The organism is Microvirga sp. (assembly GCF_014699075.1).
Classification (GTDB): Bacteria; Pseudomonadota; Alphaproteobacteria; order Rhizobiales; family Beijerinckiaceae; genus Microvirga.
In genome coordinates this window covers 112,444-133,435 of the sequence record NZ_JACXAB010000003.1, presented here as the reverse complement: position 1 = coordinate 133,435, position 20,992 = coordinate 112,444, and the positions used below count along the sequence as shown (strand labels likewise).

22 protein-coding genes are annotated in these 20,992 nt (G+C 64.0%); 13 read left to right on the top strand and 9 right to left on the bottom strand.

The genetic code is table 11. The features are described from left to right. Nucleotides 1–169: 169 nt before the first annotated feature. Nucleotides 170–604: a GlcG/HbpS family heme-binding protein gene (locus IC232_RS06235; RefSeq protein ID WP_190844065.1), complete on the bottom strand. Its 435-nt coding sequence runs from the start codon at nt 602–604 to the stop codon at nt 170–172. Between the two features lie 43 nt (nt 605–647). Continuing rightward, nucleotides 648–1,874: a urate hydroxylase PuuD gene (locus IC232_RS06230; protein ID WP_190844064.1), complete on the bottom strand. Its 1,227-nt coding sequence runs from the start codon at nt 1,872–1,874 to the stop codon at nt 648–650. Between the two features lie 206 nt (nt 1,875–2,080). Here IC232_RS06230 and uraH point away from each other — a divergent pair, with 206 nt between their 5' ends. From uraH to IC232_RS06200, 6 genes are all read left to right on the top strand, one after another. Further along, nucleotides 2,081–2,434 carry a hydroxyisourate hydrolase gene (uraH, locus tag IC232_RS06225; RefSeq protein WP_190844063.1) on the top strand — a complete coding sequence of 118 codons (354 nt, stop codon included), beginning with the start codon at nt 2,081–2,083 and terminating at the stop codon, nt 2,432–2,434. Between the two features lie 2 nt (nt 2,435–2,436). Then, entirely contained in the window at nt 2,437–3,876 is a 1,440-nt protein-coding gene (gene puuE / locus IC232_RS06220) for an allantoinase PuuE (protein ID WP_190844062.1), read from the top strand. A gap of 78 nt (nt 3,877–3,954) precedes the next feature. Beyond that, complete coding sequence (lysM, locus tag IC232_RS06215) at nt 3,955–4,401, top strand: peptidoglycan-binding protein LysM (protein ID WP_190844061.1); 447 nt, start codon at nt 3,955–3,957, stop codon at nt 4,399–4,401. A gap of 64 nt (nt 4,402–4,465) precedes the next feature. Then, nucleotides 4,466–4,783: a rhodanese-like domain-containing protein gene (locus IC232_RS06210; RefSeq protein ID WP_190844060.1), complete on the top strand. Its 318-nt coding sequence runs from the start codon at nt 4,466–4,468 to the stop codon at nt 4,781–4,783. A 137-nt stretch (nt 4,784–4,920) separates the two neighbouring features. Next, complete coding sequence (locus tag IC232_RS06205; RefSeq protein ID WP_190844059.1) at nt 4,921–5,358, top strand: c-type cytochrome; 438 nt, start codon at nt 4,921–4,923, stop codon at nt 5,356–5,358. Between the two features lie 60 nt (nt 5,359–5,418). Continuing rightward, nucleotides 5,419–6,351 carry a c-type cytochrome gene (locus IC232_RS06200; protein WP_190844058.1) on the top strand — a complete coding sequence of 311 codons (933 nt, stop codon included), beginning with the start codon at nt 5,419–5,421 and terminating at the stop codon, nt 6,349–6,351. A gap of 32 nt (nt 6,352–6,383) precedes the next feature. On the opposite strand, the gene IC232_RS06195 is transcribed toward IC232_RS06200, so the two are convergent. The 3 genes from IC232_RS06195 to IC232_RS06185 all read right to left on the bottom strand — a co-directional run bounded on the left by IC232_RS06195 (nt 6,384) and on the right by IC232_RS06185 (nt 8,423). Continuing rightward, nucleotides 6,384–7,001: a helix-turn-helix domain-containing protein gene (locus IC232_RS06195; protein WP_190844057.1), complete on the bottom strand. Its 618-nt coding sequence runs from the start codon at nt 6,999–7,001 to the stop codon at nt 6,384–6,386. A gap of 117 nt (nt 7,002–7,118) precedes the next feature. Next, entirely contained in the window at nt 7,119–8,051 is a 933-nt protein-coding gene (locus IC232_RS06190) for a DMT family transporter (RefSeq protein WP_190844056.1), read from the bottom strand. A gap of 123 nt (nt 8,052–8,174) precedes the next feature. Then, the gene (locus tag IC232_RS06185) at nt 8,175–8,423 is read right to left on the bottom strand and encodes a CBU_0592 family membrane protein (RefSeq protein ID WP_190844055.1); all 249 of its coding nucleotides are present in this window, start codon (nt 8,421–8,423) and stop codon (nt 8,175–8,177) included. 290 nt (nt 8,424–8,713) lie between these two features. Here IC232_RS06185 and IC232_RS06180 point away from each other — a divergent pair, with 290 nt between their 5' ends. Both IC232_RS06180 and IC232_RS06175 read left to right on the top strand, forming a co-directional pair. Continuing rightward, nucleotides 8,714–9,526, top strand: coding sequence for a UDP-2,3-diacylglucosamine diphosphatase (locus tag IC232_RS06180; protein ID WP_190844054.1), 813 nt, complete (start codon nt 8,714–8,716; stop codon nt 9,524–9,526). Continuing rightward, a complete protein-coding gene (locus tag IC232_RS06175; protein WP_281413353.1) occupies nt 9,526–10,530 on the top strand; it encodes a glycosyltransferase family 1 protein in 1,005 nt (334 codons plus the stop codon). The genes IC232_RS06180 and IC232_RS06175 overlap by 1 nt, the downstream gene beginning before the upstream one ends. Nucleotides 10,531–10,539: 9 nt before the next feature. Here the strand turns inward: IC232_RS06175 and IC232_RS06170 are convergent, their stop codons facing one another. After that, entirely contained in the window at nt 10,540–11,073 is a 534-nt protein-coding gene (locus tag IC232_RS06170; protein ID WP_190844053.1) for a hypothetical protein, read from the bottom strand. A gap of 113 nt (nt 11,074–11,186) precedes the next feature. Between IC232_RS06170 and IC232_RS06165 the strand changes: the two genes are divergently transcribed. Then, nucleotides 11,187–12,368, top strand: a complete 1,182-nt coding sequence (locus tag IC232_RS06165) for an MFS transporter (protein ID WP_190844052.1) — start codon at nt 11,187–11,189, stop codon at nt 12,366–12,368. Here IC232_RS06165 and dgcA read toward each other — a convergent pair. After that, nucleotides 12,338–13,321 carry an N-acetyl-D-Glu racemase DgcA gene (dgcA, locus tag IC232_RS06160; protein WP_190844051.1) on the bottom strand — a complete coding sequence of 328 codons (984 nt, stop codon included), beginning with the start codon at nt 13,319–13,321 and terminating at the stop codon, nt 12,338–12,340. The genes IC232_RS06165 and dgcA overlap by 31 nt on opposite strands. Nucleotides 13,322–13,462: 141 nt before the next feature. Here dgcA and IC232_RS06155 point away from each other — a divergent pair, with 141 nt between their 5' ends. Genes IC232_RS06155 through IC232_RS06140 form a run of 4 tightly spaced genes read left to right on the top strand, consistent with a single transcriptional unit; the run spans nt 13,463 to nt 17,647 of the window. Beyond that, nucleotides 13,463–14,572, top strand: coding sequence for an ABC transporter permease (locus IC232_RS06155; RefSeq protein WP_190844050.1), 1,110 nt, complete (start codon nt 13,463–13,465; stop codon nt 14,570–14,572). 4 nt (nt 14,573–14,576) lie between these two features. After that, nucleotides 14,577–15,377 carry an ABC transporter ATP-binding protein gene (locus IC232_RS06150; RefSeq protein WP_409564881.1) on the top strand — a complete coding sequence of 267 codons (801 nt, stop codon included), beginning with the start codon at nt 14,577–14,579 and terminating at the stop codon, nt 15,375–15,377. A gap of 8 nt (nt 15,378–15,385) precedes the next feature. Continuing rightward, on the top strand, nt 15,386–16,963 hold the full coding sequence (locus IC232_RS06145; RefSeq protein WP_190844048.1) for an MlaD family protein: 1,578 nt from the start codon (nt 15,386–15,388) through the stop codon (nt 16,961–16,963). Nucleotides 16,964–16,987: 24 nt separating this feature from the next. Next, complete coding sequence (locus IC232_RS06140) at nt 16,988–17,647, top strand: ABC-type transport auxiliary lipoprotein family protein (protein WP_246812063.1); 660 nt, start codon at nt 16,988–16,990, stop codon at nt 17,645–17,647. Between the two features lie 351 nt (nt 17,648–17,998). Here IC232_RS06140 and IC232_RS06135 read toward each other — a convergent pair whose 3' ends face one another. After that, on the bottom strand, nt 17,999–18,421 hold the full coding sequence (locus tag IC232_RS06135; protein WP_190844046.1) for a hypothetical protein: 423 nt from the start codon (nt 18,419–18,421) through the stop codon (nt 17,999–18,001). After that, a complete protein-coding gene (locus IC232_RS06130) occupies nt 18,316–20,763 on the bottom strand; it encodes a calcium-binding protein (protein WP_190844045.1) in 2,448 nt (815 codons plus the stop codon). The genes IC232_RS06135 and IC232_RS06130 overlap by 106 nt, the downstream gene beginning before the upstream one ends. Nucleotides 20,764–20,992: the final 229 nt, after the last annotated feature.

The window sequence follows — 20,992 nt, the reverse complement described above, 5'->3', positions numbered from 1 at the left end:
TGGACGCGTTCCCTTTCTGATTATCTCAGGGTTTTTTGAATGTTTCGGTCAGAGCCGGTAAGGCAGTAACCTTGTCCTATTTGTTGATCAATCAACTGTTTATGTCCAGTACTATCCAAAAAATTAAGGAAATACTGGGATAACAATGGGTTGGGCCTGTGGAGACAGCTCAGGCGCCCGTGTCGAAGACCATTCCGACCGCCTCGATGCCGGCCGCGGCGGCGATTTCGTCGTTGTCGGAGGTATCGCCGGAGACGCCGACGGATCCCAGGACGCGCCCTTGCCCGTCCTTGATCAGCACTCCGCCCGGAACCGGGACGAGTTGCCCGCCGACCGCATGGGTGGCCGAAGCGATGAAGTAGGGACGGTCTGTTGCCATCTTGTGCAGGGCGCGCGAGCCGACGCCGAGCGCCAGGGCGCCATAGGCCTTGCCCATGGCGATCTCGGCGCGCTTGATGCTGGTGCCGTCTTCGGAGAGGAGGGCTTTGAGCGCCCCGCGGGCGTCATAAACCACCACCGCGAGAGGCTTGAAGGATTTCTCCCGGGCGGTTTTGAGAGCCGTGGTGGCGATCGTCTGAGCCGCTTCCAAGGTGAGTTCGGTCACTCGGTTTCTCCATCATAGGGTTATGGGCCGCAGGATGCGGAATTCAGCGGGTGGCCGTGTCCCGTGCGGCCAGCCAGGTTGCCACGGCCCTGCGCTCGTCGAGGGTCATCTCGGTGATGTTGTTGGGCGGCATGGCGTGAGTCAGCACGCTTTGCACCCGGATCATCTCCCGATGGCGTTGGATCTCCTCGGGCGTGTCGAGGCGAACCCCCTTTGGCGCAATGGTGATCCCGTCCCAGACGGGTTCGGCCGCGTGGCACATGGAGCAGCGGGATTGGATCGCCAGCACCGCCTCGTCGAAGGAGGCCGTGATGACCTCAGGCGTCGCGGTGGAGGGCGCCTGGGCCATGTTGGCGTTGCCGGGCCTGCCGATGATCGAGAGCCAGATCGCTGCCCAGATACAGAGCGCCGCCAGAGCCCAGGTCCACCAGGGTGAGCCGTTGCCGGCATGCTGCGAGTTGAAGAAGTGCCGGATGACGGCACCCGCGATCACGATCAGTCCGACGATGCCGACCGAATAGGCGGACGACCATGCCAGCGGGTAGTGGTTCGACAGCATCAGGAAGATGACGGGCAGCGTCAGGTAGTTGTTGTGGGTCGACCGGAGCTTCGCTTCCTTGCCGAGCTTCGGGTCGGGAATCTGCCCGGCCAGGAGGGTGGCCACCACTTTCTTCTGGTTCGGAATGATCACGAAGAACACGCTCGCCGACATCCAGGTGGCGATCATCGCGCCCGTATGCAGGAAGGCGGCGCGGCCATTGAAGACCTGGGTGAAGGCGTAGGCTGCCACCAGGATATAGGCGAAGAGAACGGCACCGAGCAGGAGCCCGTTCCGGCCCAGCGGTGACCGGCACAGACCCTCATAGACGAGCCAGCTCAGGGCGATTCCGCCGATGCCGATGGCGGCGGCCTGCCAGGTCTCAAGGGCTCGGACGGCTGGGTCGATGGTGTAGAGGTCGGCCTGGAGATAATAAACCCAGACGATGAGGAAGAACCCGCTGATCCAGGTGGAATAGCTCTCCCATTTGAACCAGGTCAGCTCCTTGGGCAGTTCGGGCGGCGCAACGAGATACTTGCGCATGTTGTAGAACCCGCCGCCATGGACCTGCCAGGCCTCGCCGCCAACGCCTTCAGGCAAACCTTCCCGCTTCTTCAGGCTGAGGTCGAGATGGATGAAGTAGAATGAGGAGCCGATCCAGGCGATGGCCGTGATCACATGGACCCAGCGGATGATCTGGCTGATCCATTCGGAAATTTGCGGGTCGATCATGCAGTCACTGATAAATTGAACGGATGCTTAGCCTAGGGCGGCGGTCGTGATTGCGATAGGCCGTGGCTTAAGCTTTTTCAACAGGAACCGTTTCCCGTCAAACCTGCCTTTTCACAACAGGTTCGATGGATGTGGCTTGACGCGGAACGCGCGGGTCCGAAAGAATCCCGGGTTCGATCTGCCCTTTCTCCCATCCGCGAGGTTTCATGGGTCGCCTGTCCACCCACGTTCTGGACACCGTCAACGGCAAGCCCGCCCGCGGCGTCGTCATCGAACTGTTTGCCATCGAGGGCGAGGGGCGCCGCTCCGTCCTGCGCACCGTCACCAACGCGGACGGGCGCACGGATGCGCCGCTGATGATCGGTGAAGCCTTCCGCATCGGAACCTACGAACTCGTCTTCGAGATCGGGGCCTATTTCAAGGCGCTCGGCACGGCCATGGCCGATCCGCCGTTCCTGGACATCGTGCCGATCCGATTCACCATCGCCGAGCCCGACGGGCATTACCATGTTCCGCTCCTCGCCTCCCCCTGGAGCTATTCCACCTATCGAGGAAGCTGACCATGCCCGCCTCCTATCCCCGCGACCTCGTCGGCTATGGCCGCAACCCGCCGCATCCGCGCTGGCCGAACGGCGCACGGATCTGCGTGCAGTTCGTGATCAACTACGAGGAGGGCGGCGAGAACAACATTCTCCACGGCGATCGCGCCTCCGAGGCCTTCCTGTCGGAGATCGTGGGCGCCCAGGCATGGCCCGGCCAGCGGCATATGAGCATGGAGTCGATCTACGAATACGGCTCCCGCGCCGGCTTCTGGCGCCTGTGGCGGATGTTCACCGAACGCGGCATGCCGGTGACGGTCTACGGCGTCGCCACAGCCCTCATGCGCAATCCGGAAGCGGTCGCGGCCATGAAGGAAGCCAACTGGGAGATCGCGAGCCATGGGCTCAAGTGGATCGACTATCGCGACTTCTCCTCGGAAGAGGAGCGGGCGCATATGAAGGAGGCGATCCGCATCCACACCGAGGTGACGGGCGAACGGCCGCTCGGCTGGTATACGGGCCGCACCTCGGAGCACACCAACCGCCTCGTGGCGGAGGAGGGCGGCTTCCTCTACAGCGCCGACTCCTATGCCGACGAGCTGCCCTATTGGGAGCAGCATGGGGACAGGCAGCAGCTCATCGTGCCCTATACGCTGGACGCCAACGACATGCGCTTTGCCACCCCGCAGGGCTTCAATGCGGGCGACCAGTTCTTCGCCTATCTGAAGGACTCGTTCGACAACCTTTATGCCGAAGGCGAGACTGCGCCGAAGATGCTCTCAGTTGGTCTCCATTGCCGACTCGTGGGCCGCCCCGGGCGGGCCGCCGCGCTGGCGCGCTTTCTGGACTATGTCGCATCCCATGAAGATGTCTGGGTAGCCCGTCGCATCGACATCGCACGCCACTGGCTCCGGCAGCACCGCCCGGTGGGCCTGAAGCCCAGCACCATGAGCCGCGCGCTCTTCGTGGAGGCCTTCGGCGACATCTTCGAGCATTCGCCCTGGATCGCCGAGCGGGCTTTTGACGCCGGCCTCACCACCGGCCAGGACACGGCCGAGGGGCTTCATGCCGCCATGGTGCATGTGCTCTCGGGGGCAAGCCACGGGCAGAAGCTGGCGCTGATCAACGCCCATCCCGATCTTGCCGGGCGCCTCAAGCTCGCCGATTTGACGGCCGACTCCCGCAACGAGCAGTCGTCTGCCGGGCTCAACAGCCTGACGGAGGAGGAGCGCGACCGCTTCCTGGCCCTCAACGATCTCTACAAGGAAAAATTCGGCTTCCCGTTCATCATGGCGGTGAAGGGACGCTCCAAGGACGAGATCCTCACGGCCTTCGAGGAGCGGCTTGAGCATGATCCGGAGCAGGAGTTCGCGACGGCCATCGTGCAGATCGAGCTGATCGCCCTTCTGCGGCTCAAGGATCGGTTGCCGTCGCTGGCAGACGTGTTCTCGAGCCTGGCTTAACGCGGAACCGTTCGGGTCCCTGCGCGTCATCGTCTGAGCTTGGCTGTCTTGAGCTGAGCATAGTGAGAGGAGGACGACATGGGCCTGTTCAAGTTCATCAAGGAGGCCGGGGCCAAGATCTTCGGCGGAAGCGCCGCCGCTGCCACGCCGGAGAAGCTGCAGCAGGAGGTCCAGGGGCACGGGTTCGACGCCAGCAAGCTCGGAATCCAGGTCGAAGGCGACAAGGTCAAGCTGTCGGGCCAAGCCATGAACCAGGAGGAAGCCGAGAAGATCATCCTGTCCCTCGGCAACACCTATGGCGTCGCCGAGGTCGATACCTCCGATCTCCAGGTCCAGCAGCCGTCGGCCCAGTCAACGATGTACACGGTCCAGAAGGGGGATACCCTCTGGGAGATCGCCGAGAAGCACTACGGCAAAGGCAAGGGCGCGAAGCACACCGAGATCGTCAAAGCCAATTCGCCCCCGGTCAAGGATCCCGACATGATCCAGCCGGGCTGGGTCCTGCGGATTCCGCCGCTTTCGTAGAGGCTCGGATTGCGCTCCTCCCTGCGATGCCGATATGTGGCAGACACAGCAGGGAGGAGTTTTCATGAGCGAAGCGCCGCAGGTTATCGATCTCGACCGTGAGGCCATCAAGCAGGGGCTACGCGAAGGCTCCCTTCTCCTGGTCGACGTCCGCGAGCCGCATGAGTTCGCCGCCGGCCATATTCCAGGCTCCGTCTCCCATCCGCTGTCGATGTTCGATCCCACAACGCTGCCCGAGGGGAAGCGAATCGTCTTTTCCTGTGCGGCAGGCGTCCGGTCCGTCAGGGCCATCGAGTTTGCTCAGGCAGCCCGCCGCGATATCCGCGAGCACTACAAGGGCGGCTTCAAGGACTGGGCAGCCGCGGGTGAGTCGGTGGAGTGAGGCTCCGTTTCTCGAACGATCACATAGATGTGTTCTAAAGTAGAGTGCTCAAGCTTGGGGAGTTGTGCGCTAATGTTGCCCCGCCGAGGACGGTTCGTAGGAAAACCGTCTGTCGTGCCCACGAGGGAAACATATAAATGAAGCGTACAATGTTCGTCGCCAGCCTCCTGGCGATTGGGGTGACCGCCGCCATTGCCCAGAGCAATGTGGTCGAGCAGCGTCAGGCTCTGATGAAAGAGATCGGCGCCCAGACCCGTCCGATCGGCGCCATGATGCGCGGCCAGGAACCCTTCGATCTTGCCAAGGCTCAGGCCGGCCTGAAGGTGTTTGCCGAGAACCCCAAGAAGTTCGTCACCTTGTTCCCGGAAAGCTCGAAGAACGCCGAGAAGACCGAGGCTTTGCCGACGATCTGGGAGAATAAGGCCAAGTTCGAGTCTCTCGGCAACAAGATGAGCCAGGACGCCCAGACCGCCTTGGCCACCATCAAGGATGAGGCTTCCTTCAAGACCGAGATGCCGAAGGTGCTCCAGAACTGCGGTGCCTGCCATAACGAGTTCCGCAAGAAGACCTCTTGATCGGACGATGCTGAGCAATGGGCGGCCTTTGGGCCGCCTATTTCATTTGGAGAAGAGGCGATGCGTAAAGCGCTCGTAGGGCTCATCGCCCTGGTCATTCTCGGCGTGATCGGCTTCCTAGCCCTCACATCGCCTTCGGCCTATCGCCTCATCCGCGCCGAGGCGTCCGCCCCGGATGCCAACCGGCCCCCGAACGTCGAGAACGGCCGCGTCCTGTTCTTCGCCGGAGGCTGCACCTCCTGCCACGCAGTGCCCAACAACGACGACAAGCTGCGTCTCGGGGGCGGCTATGCCCTGAAATCCCCGTTCGGCACGTTTCACGTCCCGAATATCTCATCCCACAAGCAGGACGGCATCGGCTCGTGGACGACGGCCGACTTCATCCGCGCCATGCGCGATGGCGTATCCCCGGATGGGCGCCACTACTATCCGGCGTTTCCCTATACGTCCTATCAGCGCATGAGCGCTGAGGATCTCTCCGATCTCTTCGCCTTCATGCAGACGCTGCCCGCCGTCGAGGGCCGTGCGCGGGACCATGAACTGCCATTCCCGTTCAACATCCGCCGCGGCGTGGGCCTCTGGAAGCTGGCCTTCCTCGATGGAGAGGTCTTCAAACCGGATGCGTCGAAGTCGGCGAGCCTCAACCGGGGAGCCTACCTAGTGGAAGGGCCGGGCCACTGCGTGGAGTGCCACAGCGAGCGCAATGTTGCCGGCGCCATCATCGATGAGCGCCGCTTCGCGGGTGGTCCCGATCCGGAGGGCAGGGGCATCGTTCCCAACATCACGCCGCACCAAAGCGGCATCGGCGGCTGGTCGCCCGAGGAATTGGCCACATTGCTGAAGACCGGCGAGACGCCGCTGTTCGATACGGTCGGCGGACCGATGGGCGCTGTTGTGGCCAACACCGCCCAACTGCCCGATGCGGACCGGCAGGCCATGGCGGAGTACCTTCTGTCCCTGCCGCCGAGGCAGGGCTTCAAGGGACCGGAATAAAGGCGTGGAAGATCCGGGATTGAGGACAGGCCTCAATCCATGACGGCGGCCTTGAGGATGCAGACCATGGTGGCGCGTCCGGGCTTGTCGCCGATGCAGCGCACGGAGTGGGGGCGGTCGCAGCGGTAGCGCAGGCTTTCGCCGGCCTTCGCCTGCTGGACGACGCCGCCCACCTCGACCTCGAACTCGCCCTCGAGAACCGACAGGCATTCCACCGAGCCGCGCTGGTGGCTGTCGGAGTCGAGCACGCCGCCGGGCTCCGACTGCACGTCGTACCATTGCAGCCACTCGATGGTCTTGAGCCAGCCGATGATGGCAAGCCGCATCTTGCCGTCCTCGGAGACGAGGATCGGCGTGTCGGCCTTGGACGACTTCTCGATGAAGGGCTCCTCATCCCCTGAGGCGAGCACCCGCTCGATAGACACGTCGAGAGCCTGGCTCAGCCGCCAGATGGTGGCGAGCGTCGGGTTGGTCTCGTTGCGCTCGATCTGGCTGATGATCGACTTGGCGACCCCGGATTGCTCGGCAAGCTCCGACAGGGACAGGTTGTAGGCCTTGCGCAGGCGCTGGATCGTCTTGCCCATGTTGCCGGACAGAACCTGCGCGCCCGTTTCCAGCTCCCGGTTCCGCTCTTTGCCCTCGACGCCCATCGCTGCCTCTGTTCTGAAAAACCGTACGCTCGTTCCTCAAAACGGTTGTGGGGTAATCGGCAGGGCGGGTCAAGCGTCGGAGCTGCCGTGGTCTTTCTTTATCCCCCTGAGGGCGTTTCAGACCCCCGGCCGCTGGGGTGCAGCCTGGAACTCCTTGGTGCGCAGCAAGCCGAGCTGGTGCTCGCGCCAGACGATGAACAGGCCGGTTACCGCCACGATGGTGGCGCCGGTGAGCACGGTCGCGGTGGGCAGGTCCCCGAACACGAACCAGCCGAACAGCAGCGCCCAGATCATCGTGGTGTACTCGAAGGGAGCGATGACGGACGTGTCGGCGAAACGGTAGCTCTGGGTGAGCAGGATCTGCCCGATCCCGCCCAGGATCCCGGCAACCACGAACAGGGCCCAGTCCTGGGCATCCGGCATGCGCCAGCCGAGCAAGATCGTGCAGAGGGAAAGGACTGACGCCAGGATGAAGAAATAGAACACGATGGCGCCCGTCTTCTCGGTCGCCGTCAGGCGGCGCACCTGGATCATGGCGCCCGCGGAGCAGAAGGCGCCGGCGAAGGCGCACAGGGCGCCCAGGGTCGGGCCGGCAGCCAGACCGCCTGAGAAGGTCTCGAGCTTCAGATAGGGGGAGAGCATGATCAGAACGCCCGCGAACCCAATACCGACGGCCGTCCAGCGGTAGGCCCGGACCTTCTCGTTGAGAAGCAGCGCCGCCAGGATCACGACGATCAGCGGCGAGGCATAGCCGATGGCGATGGCATCGTGGAGTGGCAGGTAGGACAGGGCCGCAAAGCCAAGATACATGCCGCTCGTGCCGATCAGGCCGCGCTTGAAATGCCCGACGACGTTCCTCGTCCTGACCGCGTTGATGAGATCCCCCTGCCATTTGAGCCACACCAGAAGCGGCAGCAGCGCAAAGGCCGAGCGGAAGAACACGACTTCTCCGATCGGGTAGCGGACCATCATCGTCTTGAGCGTCGCCGACATCATCGTGAAGACGAGGGCGGACAAGACTTTGAGGGATATCCCTAGGAGAGGTTTCACAGGAGGCGCATCGTCACGGGTGGGTCGCTGGCGAGGGGAGGCAGACAACCACGTTCAGGCGGCTGCGTGAAGCCTCATTCGGGTCGAAAGCCCCTGCGCCGGGTGCATGGGATTGGTCCGGGTTCAGGTCGTCCGGCCTTTCATGCGTGAGCGAATGTAGCCCAGGGGAGTCAGAACAAGCCACGCCGCTTGCGTCACGAAGGACGCCAGGTTGAAATCGAAGATCAGCGAATAGAGGATCAGGAGCGCCCCGACCGCATTGAGGAGTGCATAGCGCAGATCCTCCGCCTTCAGGATTCCCAGCTGCAACAGGCCGTAGGCCGACAGATAGGCCACAACTCCGGCCAGCCCTATGATGTCAGGCACGCTCATCCATGGTCTCCGTCTGATCCGCAGGGGACCCTCTAGAGCATCGTGCGGACCCAGCGGGCCGCTCTAGCGAAAAGTGGACCCGGTTTTCCGGTCACACGATGCTCTCAATCAAGGAAGAAGCATCGGATCAATCCCAAAAGTGCAAATCCACTTTTGGGTCCGATGCTTTAGGGCAACCTACGCCATCTTGGAATTGTCTTCACGGACCGTCACAAATCTGCAGGCAAACCGTCATGGGGACGAGATGCGAATCCGATTGTCTCGGTTCCGCAAGCTCGTCGGGGAGGCCCATGGCTCAGGACGCAGATCCCATTCGCGTGCGAACGCTGTTTCTGTCTGACCTCCATCTCGGCACCAGGGGGTGCCAGGCAGACGCGTTGCTCGACTTCCTCAAGGCTTATGACGCTGACACCATCTATCTCGTCGGCGACATCGTCGACGGATGGAAGCTGAAATCGGGCTGGTACTGGCCGCAGACGCATAACGATGTGGTGCAGAAGCTCCTGCGCAAGGTGCGGAAAGGGGCCCGCCTCATCTACCTCCCCGGCAATCATGACGAGTTCCTGCGCGATTATCTCGGGGTCAATCTCGGAGGCATCGAGCTGGCGGATTATGCCCTGCACGAGGCCGCCGACGGCAAGCGCTACCTCGTGATCCATGGGGACCAGTTCGATCTCGTGGTCCGGCACGCCCGGTGGCTGGCGCTCCTCGGGGACGGGGCCTATACGGCCGCTCTCTTCATCAACACCCATCTCAACATGATCCGGCGGCGCCTCGGGCTGACCTACTGGTCCCTCTCGTCCTGGGCCAAGCTGAGGGTCAAGAACGCGGTCAACTACATCAGCCGGTTCGAGGAACTGCTCGCTGCCGAGGCCGCGCGCCATGAGGCCGACGGCGTGATCTGCGGCCACATCCATCATGCGGTCATGCACGACCAGTTCGGGGTGGCTTATGTAAACACGGGTGACTGGGTCGAATCCTGCACCGCCGTGGTCGAGCATTACGACGGCTCCTTCCAGCTCGTCCGCTGGACGGACGTTCAGCTGGAAAAGGCCGCGGAACAGAGCGCCGATGTTCCGAAGCTCAGCGAGCGGGCAGCCTGATGCGCGTGCTGATCGCCACCGATGCATGGCGTCCCCAGATCAACGGCGTGGTGCGCTCGCTGGAGCACATGGCCGAGGAAGCGCCGCGCTTCGGCGCCGAAATCGTCTTCCTCACGCCGGAGCGCTTCCGCTCCTTTCCCATGCCGACCTATCCGGAAATCCGTCTCTCCCTGGCAACGCCGGGGAGCATTGCTAGCCACCTCGACGAGGTGAGTCCCACCCACGTCCACATCGCGACCGAGGGGCCGATCGGTCTGGCCATGCGCCTCGCCTGCTCGCGGCAGCGACGGGCCTTCACCACCAGCTACCACACGCGCTTTCCCGAATATGTTGCCGCCCGTACGCCGATCCCCGAATCCTGGTCCTACAGGGCGCTCCTGCGCTTTCATCAGAGCGCCCGCGCCATGATGGTGAGCACACCCTCCCTCGAGCGAGAACTGACGAGACGTGGCTTCAGGAACATCATGCGCTGGACGCGTGGCGTCGACACAACCTTGTTCCGGCCGCGCAAGGAGCGGGTTCTGGACGCGGCGGCGCCCGTCTTCCTCTATGTGGGACGCGTCGCCGTTGAGAAGAACCTGGAGGCTTTCCTTGGCCTCGATCTTCCCGGCACCAAGGTCATCGTCGGCGATGGCCCTTCGCGGCTTGAGCTGGCGGTGAAATACCCTGCGGTTCGCTTCCTCGGCCCGCTCACGGGCGAGGATCTCGCGCGTGTCTATGCCTCGGCGGATGTGTTCGTCTTCCCGAGCCTCACCGACACCTTCGGCATCGTCCTGCTCGAGGCGCTCGCCTCGGGACTGCCCATCGCGGCTTTCCCGGTGACGGGTCCCATGGATGTGATCGGCGCGTCTGGCTGCGGCATCCTCAATGGGGATCTGCGGCAGGCAGCCCTCGAGGCGCTCGACATCCCTCATGAAAGCTGCCGGGCCTATGGAGAGACCTTCACCTGGCAGGAGAGCGCCCGGCAGTTCTTCTCGAATATCGAGACCGCACACGCAGGGTAGCGGCCGTCTCTACATCAGGAAGGCAGGGTGAGGATGGAGATCCCGGGCCTTCTCACCGTCGAAAGGGCCGGCTTCCAGCGAGACGTCGGTGCGCTCGATCTCGACCTTGTTGACGTCGATCATGTGCTGGATTCGCCCTTCGAGATAGAGGAGAGTCCGGATCATCTGCCGGATGCGCTGTTCGGCAGCCTGCTGAAGCTCCGCCTCCGACAAATCGGCCGTCTCGCTTGCCGGGAAAGATCGCACCTCCTCCATGGTCCGCCGGATCGTGGCGGCCAACTCTTCCAGGTAGGCTTTGAGGGGAGCGACTGTGCCGGCGTCGAGCGGCCTGTCCTTCAGGCGATCCAAGGCCTCGAGCACGGCCTGGGTATCGGCGTGGCGGTTGCGCCTGGCATATTCCTTCAGGAACCAGCGGCCGCGGGCGGTTTCCATGACGGCGGCTTCGATGGTGTCGAAATCCAGGTCACTGAGCGTGACGTCTGTCTCTTCATCGGGCATGGTGCCGGGATCCATCTGCGCCAGGGTTTGATTCCACTCTCCCATCAGATGGGTCCAAAGCGGCTGCTCGCTCAACCCCTCTAACGCTTTAGAGAGGGTGTCTTGCACCGTATTCTTGTTGATTTAAGCCATTTTGGCCCCGGAAGACCCTGCACGCGATGCGCCCGCTCACTGCTCTCGAACTTCGGCTGGGCGCCCTTCAGGCCGCCAGCTTCACCAGCCACGGGATGTACCTGCCGTTCTTCCCGCTCTGGCTGCAGAGCAAGGATCTGTCGCCGACGCTGATCGGGTTCGTCGTCGCGATCCCCATCGTCGTGCGCATCCTGGCGACCGCGCCGCTCATGAGCCTCGCGGATCGCTCCTTCGGGGCGCGGCGGCTCCTTCTGGCAAGCCACCTGGGTCAGCTGATCGGCTTTCCCCTGTTCCTGCTCAGCGACAGCAACATTGCAATCATCGCCCTCGTGGCCCTCGTGGCCATTGCGCAGTCCTGCATCATTCCGGGCAACGACCTCGTCTCCACCAATGCGGTTCAGAAGCACTCAGGCCTCAACTACGGCCGGATCCGGGGTGCCGGCTCGGTGGCCTTCTTCATCACCAACATCATCGGCGGCTATCTGGTGGGGGCGTTCGGCGCGGATGCCGTGATCGTCGCCCTGACGATCATCCCCATCCTTGGCATCGTCGCCACCCTCATGGTGGTGCCTCACGATGTCCCTGAGTCCTCGACCGAGGATGAGCCCAGAAAGGACCAAGCCCCTCCGAAGCTGTCGCTCATCCTGTGGATCGTGCTGATTGCGGGTGCTGCGACCCAGGGCAGCCACGGCGCGCTCAATGCCTTTGCCAGCATTTACTGGCGCTCCATCGGCTTCTCCGACGAGGTCATCGGCTATTTCTGGGCCGCCGGCGTGATCACCGAGATTTTGGTCTTTATCTTCCTCGGCCGGGCCGTCGGGCGTGGATCCGGCGTCGGGCTCATCCTGATCGGATCGGCCGCGGCGGCGATCCGCTTCACGATCATGTCGCTCCAGCCCGGCGTGGAGGTCATGTTCGTCCTTCAGGCCATGCACGCCCTGTCGTTCGCCGCGACCCATATCGGCACCATGGCGGCCCTGACGGCGCTTGCTCCCATGCAGGCCAGAGGCAGGGCGCAGGGTATCTACGGATCGCTCGCGGCTCTGACGACGGCCGCCTCAACCGTGGTCAGCGGCATGATCTACAGCGAAGTGGGAGCGGGCGTCTTTGCCGCGATGGCTCCTTTGGGCGCCATCGGGGTTCTGCTGATGCTGGTTGTCGTAAGGATGCAGAGGAATCAGCCCCAGAGGGCGGGCTCCGGCGGGTAGACGATGCTGCCCTCGTAGCGCAGGCCGGGCTCCCGGTCCTTGGCCAACAGGAGCGGACCGTCGAGATCGACGAAGCGGGAGCGAGGCGCCAGCACCAGGGCCGGGGCCATCGCAAGTGAGGTGCCGACCATGCAGCCGATCATGATGGAAAAACCCTTGGCCTCCGCCGCATCGGCGAGAGCCAGTGCCTCCGTGAGGCCACCGGTCTTGTCGAGCTTGATGTTGACGAGGTCGTAAAGGCCCACAAGCCGGTCGAGGCTAGCCCGGTCGTGCACGCTCTCGTCCGCCAGGATCGGCACGGGACGCGAGATCCGGCTCAAATAACCGTCTTCTTTGGCCGGCAGTGGCTGCTCCACCAGGGCATAGCCTGCCTCCGCGCAGGCTGCGAGGTGCTGTTCGATGTTCGCTTCGGTCCAGCCCTCGTTGGCGTCGGCGATGAGCGTCGCCTGGGGAGCCGCGCGGCGTACCGCCTTGATCCGCTCGATATCGCCGGCGGGAGCGCCGAACTTCACCTTGAGGATCGGTCGCTCAGACGCCTTTGCGGCGGCCTCGGCCATGCCTTCAGGGGTGTCGAGGCTGATCGTGTAGGCGGTGGTCACCGGCGGCCAGCGGGTGAGGCCTGCGGTCACATGGGCGCGGATGCCGGAGCGCTTGGCGTCGAGATCCCAGAGAGCGCAATCGACCGCGTTCCGGGCCGCGCCGGCCGGCATCAGGCTCTGGAGCGCCTCGCGGGTCAGGACTTCCTCGATCCGGGGGCGGATGGCCTCGATGGCCGCTGCCACGCCCTCGACCGTCTCACCATAGCGCGGGTAGGGCACGCATTCCCCATGCCCGACGGCTCCACCCTCGGTGATCGTGGCGGTCACCACAACAGCCTCCGTGCGGGAGCCTCTGGCGATCGTGAACTTTCCGGCAATGGGAAAACGGTCGATGGAAACGGTGAGCTGACGCATTCTCGTGACTTCTCGTGATGACTCTTGGCTGCTCGTGATGAAGTTCGTCTCGACTTGTGGCGCAATGACACGCTATCACCAAGCGGAATCAATGCCGAAGGGACAATCGTGGCGCAGGGCACCCTGGCTCAAGAGCCGGACATGACGATCGACCGCGCAGGCGGGCAGACGATTGTGCGTCTGTCCGGTCCCTGGACGGCGCCGCATGCCCAGCGCGTCGAGGCCCTTGTCGGCGAGATCGAGGCGGAGGCCCAAAACTTCCCCGTGCTCTTCGATCTCAGCGGCGTCGAGCGTCTCGACACCCTCGGCGCCTGGACGCTTGACCGGACCCGCCATGAGCTGTCGGCCAAGGGACAGGCGGATTTCGCCAACGCCTCGCCGGAACAGAAGATCCTCCTGGAGGAGGCGGCCTACCGCGACTTCGAGGGCAAGCCGAAGCCCCGCCAGGCCCGGTCGGTCGATTTCCTGGTCGATGTGGGCCAGAGCGTGGCCGGGGCCGGCAAGGATCTGGTCGGCGGCGTCCGCTTCCTGGGCGAACTCGTTGCCGCGATGGTGCGCGTGGTCATCCATCCCCGCCGCTTCCGGGGTGTCGCGGTGATCAACCAGCTGGAGCAGATCGCCTATCGCGGCGTGCCCATCATCGTGCTGATCTCGTTCCTGGTCGGCTGCATCGTGTCCCAGCAGGGCATCTTCCAGCTGATCAAGTTCGGCGCGACGCCCTTCGTCATTGACCTCATCGGCATCCTGGTTCTGCGCGAGCTGGGCGTGCTGCTGACCTCGATCATGGTTGCGGGCCGTTCCGGTTCGGCGTTCACGGCCGAGATCGGGTCCATGAAGATGCGCGAGGAAATCGATGCCCTGCGGGTCATGGGCCTCGACCCCATCGAGGTCCTGATCGTCCCGCGCATCCTGGCCCTCATCATCGGCCTGCCGCTCCTCACCTTCATCGCGTCTATCGCGGCCCTCGTGGGCGGCGGCCTGACCACCTGGGTCTATGGCGGCATCAGCCCCGACATCTTCCTCGACCGTCTCAGGGCTGCCGTGAGCCTCAACACCTTCCTGGTCGGTCTCATCAAGGCGCCCTTCATGGCGGTGGTCATCGGAATCATCGCGACCCTGGAAGGCATGGCGGTCGCAGGCTCCGCGGAGTCGCTCGGCCGCCACGTCACCTCCTCGGTGGTGAAGGCCATTTTCATGGTCATCGTGCTCGATGGCCTCTTTGCCATGTTCTTTGCAGCGATCAATTACTGAGATGATGCTCGAGCGCCACCATCCCGACCCCACGAAGGACCGCGAGGTGATCATCCGCGCCCGCGACGTGGAGGTCGGCTTCGGGGACCGGACCATCCTCAAGGGGCTCGATCTCGATGTCTATCGCGGCGAGATCTTAGGCTTCGTCGGAGGCTCGGGCCAGGGCAAGTCGGTCCTGACCCGGGCCATCCTCGGGCTTGTCTCCAAACGGGCCGGCACCATCGAGGTGCTGGGCCAGAACCTCGACGAGCTGTCGCCGGATGAGCGCCGGCAGTTGGAGCGCCATTGGGGCGTGCTGTTCCAGCAGGGCGCGCTCTTCTCGGCCCTGACCGTCAAGCAGAACATCCAGGTGCCGATGCGCGAATACCTGCGCCTGTCGGACCGGCTGCTCGACGAGTTGGCCATGCTAAAGATCGAGATGGTGGGGCTGAACCCGGATGCCGCCGACAAGCTGCCATCAGAGCTGTCAGGCGGCATGATCAAGCGTGCGGCCTTGGCGCGGGCGCTGGCTCTCGACCCGGAAATTGTCTTCCTGGACGAGCCGACCTCCGGCCTCGACCCCATCGGCGCCGGCGAGTTCGACGACCTGATTGCGACGTTACAGCGGACTTTAGGCCTGACCGTATTCATGGTAACCCATGACCTGGACAGCCTTTACTCGGTCTGCGACCGGATAGCGGCTCTGGGCGAGGGGAAAATTCTCGCGGAAGGTCCTATTGAGGCGATGCTCGCCTCGGACCATCCGTGGCTTCGCTCTTATTTTCATGGAAAAAGGGCACGCGCGGTCATGACCGGCGGCGCGTAAGGGTAACGATGGAAACGCGTGCAAACTACGCCTTGATCGGTCTCTTCACCCTGGCGGTGATCGCGGCGGCCTTCGGCTTCGTCTACTGGTTCTCCGGTGGCGAGCGGGGGCAGGCGCGGCAGACGATCCGCATCGTGTTTTCCGGATCGGTCTCAGGTCTTTCGCAAGGGTCGAGCGTGTCCTTCAACGGCCTGCGGGTCGGCGATGTCACGACGCTCGAGCTTCTGCCGGAGGACCCGCGCCGGGTGGTGGCCATCGCGTCGGTCAACAGCAGCACGCCGATCAGGGCCGACACCCGCGCCCGCCTGGAATACCAGGGCCTGACCGGCGTCGCGAATGTAGGCCTCACCGGCGGCGAGGCGGGAGCGCCTCCGCTGGTGGCAGGCCCTGGCCAGCCCATGCCGACGATCTTCGCCGACCGCTCCGATTTCCAGGATCTCATCGAAAGCGCCCGCAACATCGCCCGCCGGGCCGATGACGTGCTGGAGCGGGTGGGCCGCGTGGTCACGGACAACGAAGGCGCCATCAGCCGGACGATCCAGAACGTGGAGCGCTTCTCCCAGGCTCTCGGCGAGAACGCCGAGGGCATCGACCGCTTCCTGGCCCAGGTGGGGCAGGCGGCCGAGAAGGTCGGACCCCTGGCCGAAAAGCTCGAGACGCTCGCCACCAACGTGGACGAGGTGGTGCGTGCGGTCGATCCGCAGCGCGTGACGCGCATCGTCGAGAACGTGGAAGGCTTTACCCAGGCCCTGGGCGAAAGCCGTCAGGCGGTCGAGAACACCCTGCGCAACGCCGACAGCCTCGTGGCTCGCCTCAACGAGACCGCTCCGAAGCTCGACAGCGCCGTCGGCGACATTTCGAACATCGCGAAGGCCATCGACCCGGCCAAGGTCGGCCGCACCGTCGACAAGGTCGAAGAGGTTGCAAGCTCGATCGATGGGCAGCGGGTTTCCCGGATCGTCGAGAATACGGACAACTTCACCAGGGCTCTCGGTGAAAACCGCGAGACCATCAACAATGCTCTCCGGGATGCCGCGAGCCTGATTGCGTCTCTCAATGTCACCGCGCCCAAGCTGGACAGGGCTGTGAGTGAAATCGCCGAACTCGCCCAGGCGGTCGATCCGGCCAAGGTCGGACGTACGGTCGACAACATCGACACGTTCACCCAGACCCTGAGCCGCCGCAGTCCCGACGTGGACAAGGCGATCCAGGAGGCGCGCTCGATCACCGAGAAGCTGAACAAGTCGGCCGATCGCATCGATGGCGTCCTGGCGGGTGCCGAAAAGTTCCTGGGCTCAGCCTCCGGTGAGTCCGGCAAGGGCGCCTTCGACGAGATCCGTGCCGCCGCCGTTTCCGTGCGGGAGCTTGCCAACGACCTCAACGCCCGGACCGAAGGCATCAAGGGCGTTCTGTCCGGCGTAGGCCGCTTCACGGATTCGGGCCTGCGGGAATACGAGGCACTGGCCGTCGAGGGGCGTCGGACCCTGGGCGACATCAGCCGAGCGGTGCGCAGCATCGAACGTAATCCACAGCAGTTTCTTTTCGGTGGCCGTTCGAACCTCCCCGAGTACAATGGACGCCGTTAAGTAACCTGTATGCGTGGATCCTCCTTGGTAACTCCCCCGACTGTACGAGCCTGCCTGCTCCGGCGTCTTGCCCCGGTGGCGCTGCTGGCTGCCCTGACGGGTGCCTGCTCGTCGGGGCCTCCTCCGGCCACCTTCGACCTCTCGGCGCCGTCCGCACGGATCCGGGGAGCCGCCGGCGTTCAGGTTCTGGTGAACGAGCCTGCAGCCCTGCAGCAGCTTTCGACCCAGCAGATCCTGGTGAAGGATGCCAGCGGCTCCGTATCGTTCATCGGGGGAGGGCAGTGGGCCGACAACCTGCCCCGTCTGGTTCAGACCCGCCTGATCAACACCTTCGAGAACGCCTCCCAGCTGCGCGGCGTCTCGCGCCCGAGCAGCGGCGCGGTGGCGGACGTCCAGCTCATCTCCGAGCTGCGGCGCTTCGAGATCGCGACCCCGGACAACCAGGCGGTCGCCGAGATTTCCGTAAAGATCGTCAGCGACCGCGACGGGCGCATCGTCAACGGCAGGATCTTCCGCACCAGCGTCCCGACCAGCGCCGTCGATGCTCCGAACGCAGCCCGAGCGCTCGACGAAGCGCTGTCCGTGGTCATGCTCGACATCGTCCGCTGGGTCAGCGGCAGCCAGCTGCCGCGTCGCGAGGATCCAGCCGCCGCTGCGGCGGGCGAAGACAAGGCGCCGGCTTAAAGAGCCGGCCAATTCACCCACCCATAGTTCCAGTGAATCGTCATGCCCGGGCTTGTCCCGGGCATTCGTGTATTTGCTCATTGCCACTGTCATTCCGGGGCCGCGCAGCGGAGCCCGGGATCCATATCCACGACGCTCTATTCGTAGGGGCGCTGCGGATCCAGCGCACCCTGTTCTAACCGTTAGCGGTTATGGATCCTGGGCTCGGCTCTGATGAGCCGCCCCGGAATGACAGTGAGGTTGCACAACAAAAACGCGGCCCGGAGGCCGCGTTCATCGCATGTCACCGAAGAGGCGAGAGCGCCTCTTCGAACCGGCCGCCTCCCTCCAGGGGGAGAGGCCATGTGCTGCTCAGATGGCGAAGAAGTCCTTCTCGGTGAGTCGCAGGTTCTTCTGCATCTGCGCGATCAGCACCTGGGTTTTCTCGCCCCTGCCGTCCTCGTCATACCAGAGCTTGCCGGACTTCCGGTCGTAGATGATGCGATCCTCCGCATCCCCCGCCTTGGTGCCGGTGAAGAAGGCATCCTTCTTGAGCACCAGAGGCTTGTCGAGCGAGCCCTTCCGGCCCAGTCCCTTGTAGATCGCGTTCTCCAGCCACACGCAGTCATCCTTGACCGTGAAGCTCTCGATCTTGTCCACGTTGCGCTTGGTCGGCTTCACGTTGAACACTAACGCATCCTGGCCAAGGCCGCCCTTGAGCACGTTGCGCCCGGCGGTGCCGCGGATCTGCTCCAGGAGCACATCGGCCACATCGATGCGCAGCGTCTTCTCCACCGTGAGCCCGCCTGCATCGGCCACCTTGATGGCGATGTCATGGAAGCGCGCTTTTTCGAAGTCGAGCACCGCACCCGCCTCCACCACGAGCTTGCCGCCGTCGAGTTTGAACCGCCCGCATTGTTGGTGAGGCTGACGGTGAGCCCATCCTGCGGGTTGGGATCGACCACCAGCACCTCGCCCACCACTGTGGCGGCCTTGGCGTTCTCCTGCACGGCGGCGCGGCTCAAGGAGGGCTCGCCCGGCTTCAGGTTCGTGGCCGTGGAGGTCACCGTCACCCGTGCAGGTTGCGAGGTGGTCACCGTGTCGTTGAGGGTGAGGGTGAACAGTGTGTCCTGCCTCGCCCCGATCACATCTGCCCGGTCGGTTGGGTCGAAGCCGAGCGCGCGCAAGGCCATCTCCACCTCCGCGACCGTACCCGTGACCGCGTAGGTGCCGGTCACATGAACCGCACCGTCCTTGTCGCGCAGGACGCCGCGATCCTTGTCGTAGGTGACCGTGGCGGTGACCTGAAGGCCGGGCGTTGCGTCCAGATCCACGCTCGCGAAGGGCGTGGCGGTCTGTGTCATCTCCACCGTCCTGTTGCTGAGTGAGCCGGCAATGACGGGCTCCACATAGGCGGTGGACTGCGTGACGTCGTTCGAAATCGTGGTGATGGTTCGCAGGCCTTGGCGGAAGAGCTGGCCGAGCTCCGCACTCGTGAACGTGGCGCCGTTCAGCGTTACGCTCGCCTCCACGGAGGTGGTGCGGGCGAGAAGCGCCGTCGCCTTGTCGTGGAACGTCACGTCTGCATCGCCGCTGAGGCGGATGGTTTCCACGTTGAGGATGTCGAGGGCCGACAGGTCGTAGAGATCTGCCCTGAGCTCCAGCACGTCGCCCGTGCCCGTGCCGCCGTCGATGACGCCAAGGCCTCCAAGGCGCGCGGCATTCGTGACGATGACGTCGTTGCTGTCTGTGCCCTCGATGGTTTCGATACCTGTCAACGACGCAAGGGTGGTGAGATCGTACGCGCCCCCAGCGACCAGGCTGAACGTGTCATTACCCAGGCCGCCATCGAGATGAAGGTTGCCCATCGGGATGTCGCGGAACCGGATCGTGTCGGCGCCGGACGACCCTTTGAGCGTCGTGAAGCTGCTGAAGGTCTCCAATGCCGAAATGTCGAGCGGGCCGGCGGATGCCAGCTGAAGGGTATCGGCACCGCCCATTCCCTTGATCTGCTCAAATTGAGAGAGCTGCGCACCCGTGAGGATCAGGGTATCGGACGCACCCGTGCCCTCGAAGGCCTCGAAGCCGGTCGTGCTGGTGAGGCCCGACAGATCGAGCGTGCCGCTCGCGGCCATCCGCAGCACGTCGAAACCGAGCTCACCCTGTAAGGCGTAGACACCGGCAAGGCGTGCGGTGCTCACAACGAAGGTATCGTTACCGGACGAGCCCTGGATCGTCTCGATGCCGGACAAGCCCGCTAGCGCGGTAAGGTCGTAGCTGCCCGCGGACGCGAAGTTCAGAGCGTCGACGCCGCCCTGGCCCTGAATGGTCGCGACGCTGAGGAACTGCGCCGCCGTGAGGAGGATGGTATCCGCACTCCCCGAGCCCGTGATCGTCTCAAACCCGATGAGGCTTTGGATGGCAGCCAGATTGTAGATGCCGGTCGATGCGAGAAGAAGCGCATCCGCACCGGGCCCGCCGTCGATGGAGGTGAGGTTCGCCAGCCGTGCAGCCGACACCGTGATCGTGTCGGCCCCCGCTGTGCCCTGCAACTTCTCGATTCCTCCGAACACGGCTGGGGCTGCGATGTTGAGCGCTCCACTTACGCTTAGGCGCAACGTGTCGACGCCAGTGCCGCCATTAATCGTATCCTCTGCCGTAAGTCCGCCGGCCTGCACGTTGAACGTGTCGTCGACGGTCGTGCCGGCGGCGTACTCGGTGCCTGCCGTAAGGGCAGGGATATTCTCGTAGTAGCGCTGGTAGACACCGGCGCCGCTGCCATCCTGGCCCTCCGATCGCCAAGTGACCACCCAGCCGTTGCCCACGGCCGTCACCTGCTTGATGTGCTGGTCCCCGGCCGTGTGGGAGTTGACCCGTATCTCGCCTCCGATCTTGCTGCCGTCGGCTGCATAGAGCTGCTGATACACGCCCCTGCTGCTGCTGCTGTCCTGGCCCAATGATTCCCAGGTGACTACCCAGCCGCCGCCGCTCATAGCTGTCACGCTCGGAGAGCTCTGATCCGATATCGTGTAGGTGTTGACCTGGGTCTCGACGCCGATCTTGGTGCCGGTGGCGGCATAGAGCTGCTGGTAGACGCCGGCGCCGCTGCCATCCTGGCCGGCTGACGTCCATGTCACAAGCCAGCTGCCCCCAAGGCCGTCACCTGCTGGGAATGCTGGTTCCCGGCCGTAAGGGTGTTGATACGGTCGGCGGTCGTGAACCTGTAGATTGGCATCATTCCCCCCGCTCTCAGCCTGCACGGTATCGGCCACCAGCGCACTGAAGGACGGCGTGAGGTATCGCAAAGATATACCGTTCGACACTACATGCTGTTTGGTAAAGCGCAACCGTGGCGTTCGGTGACGA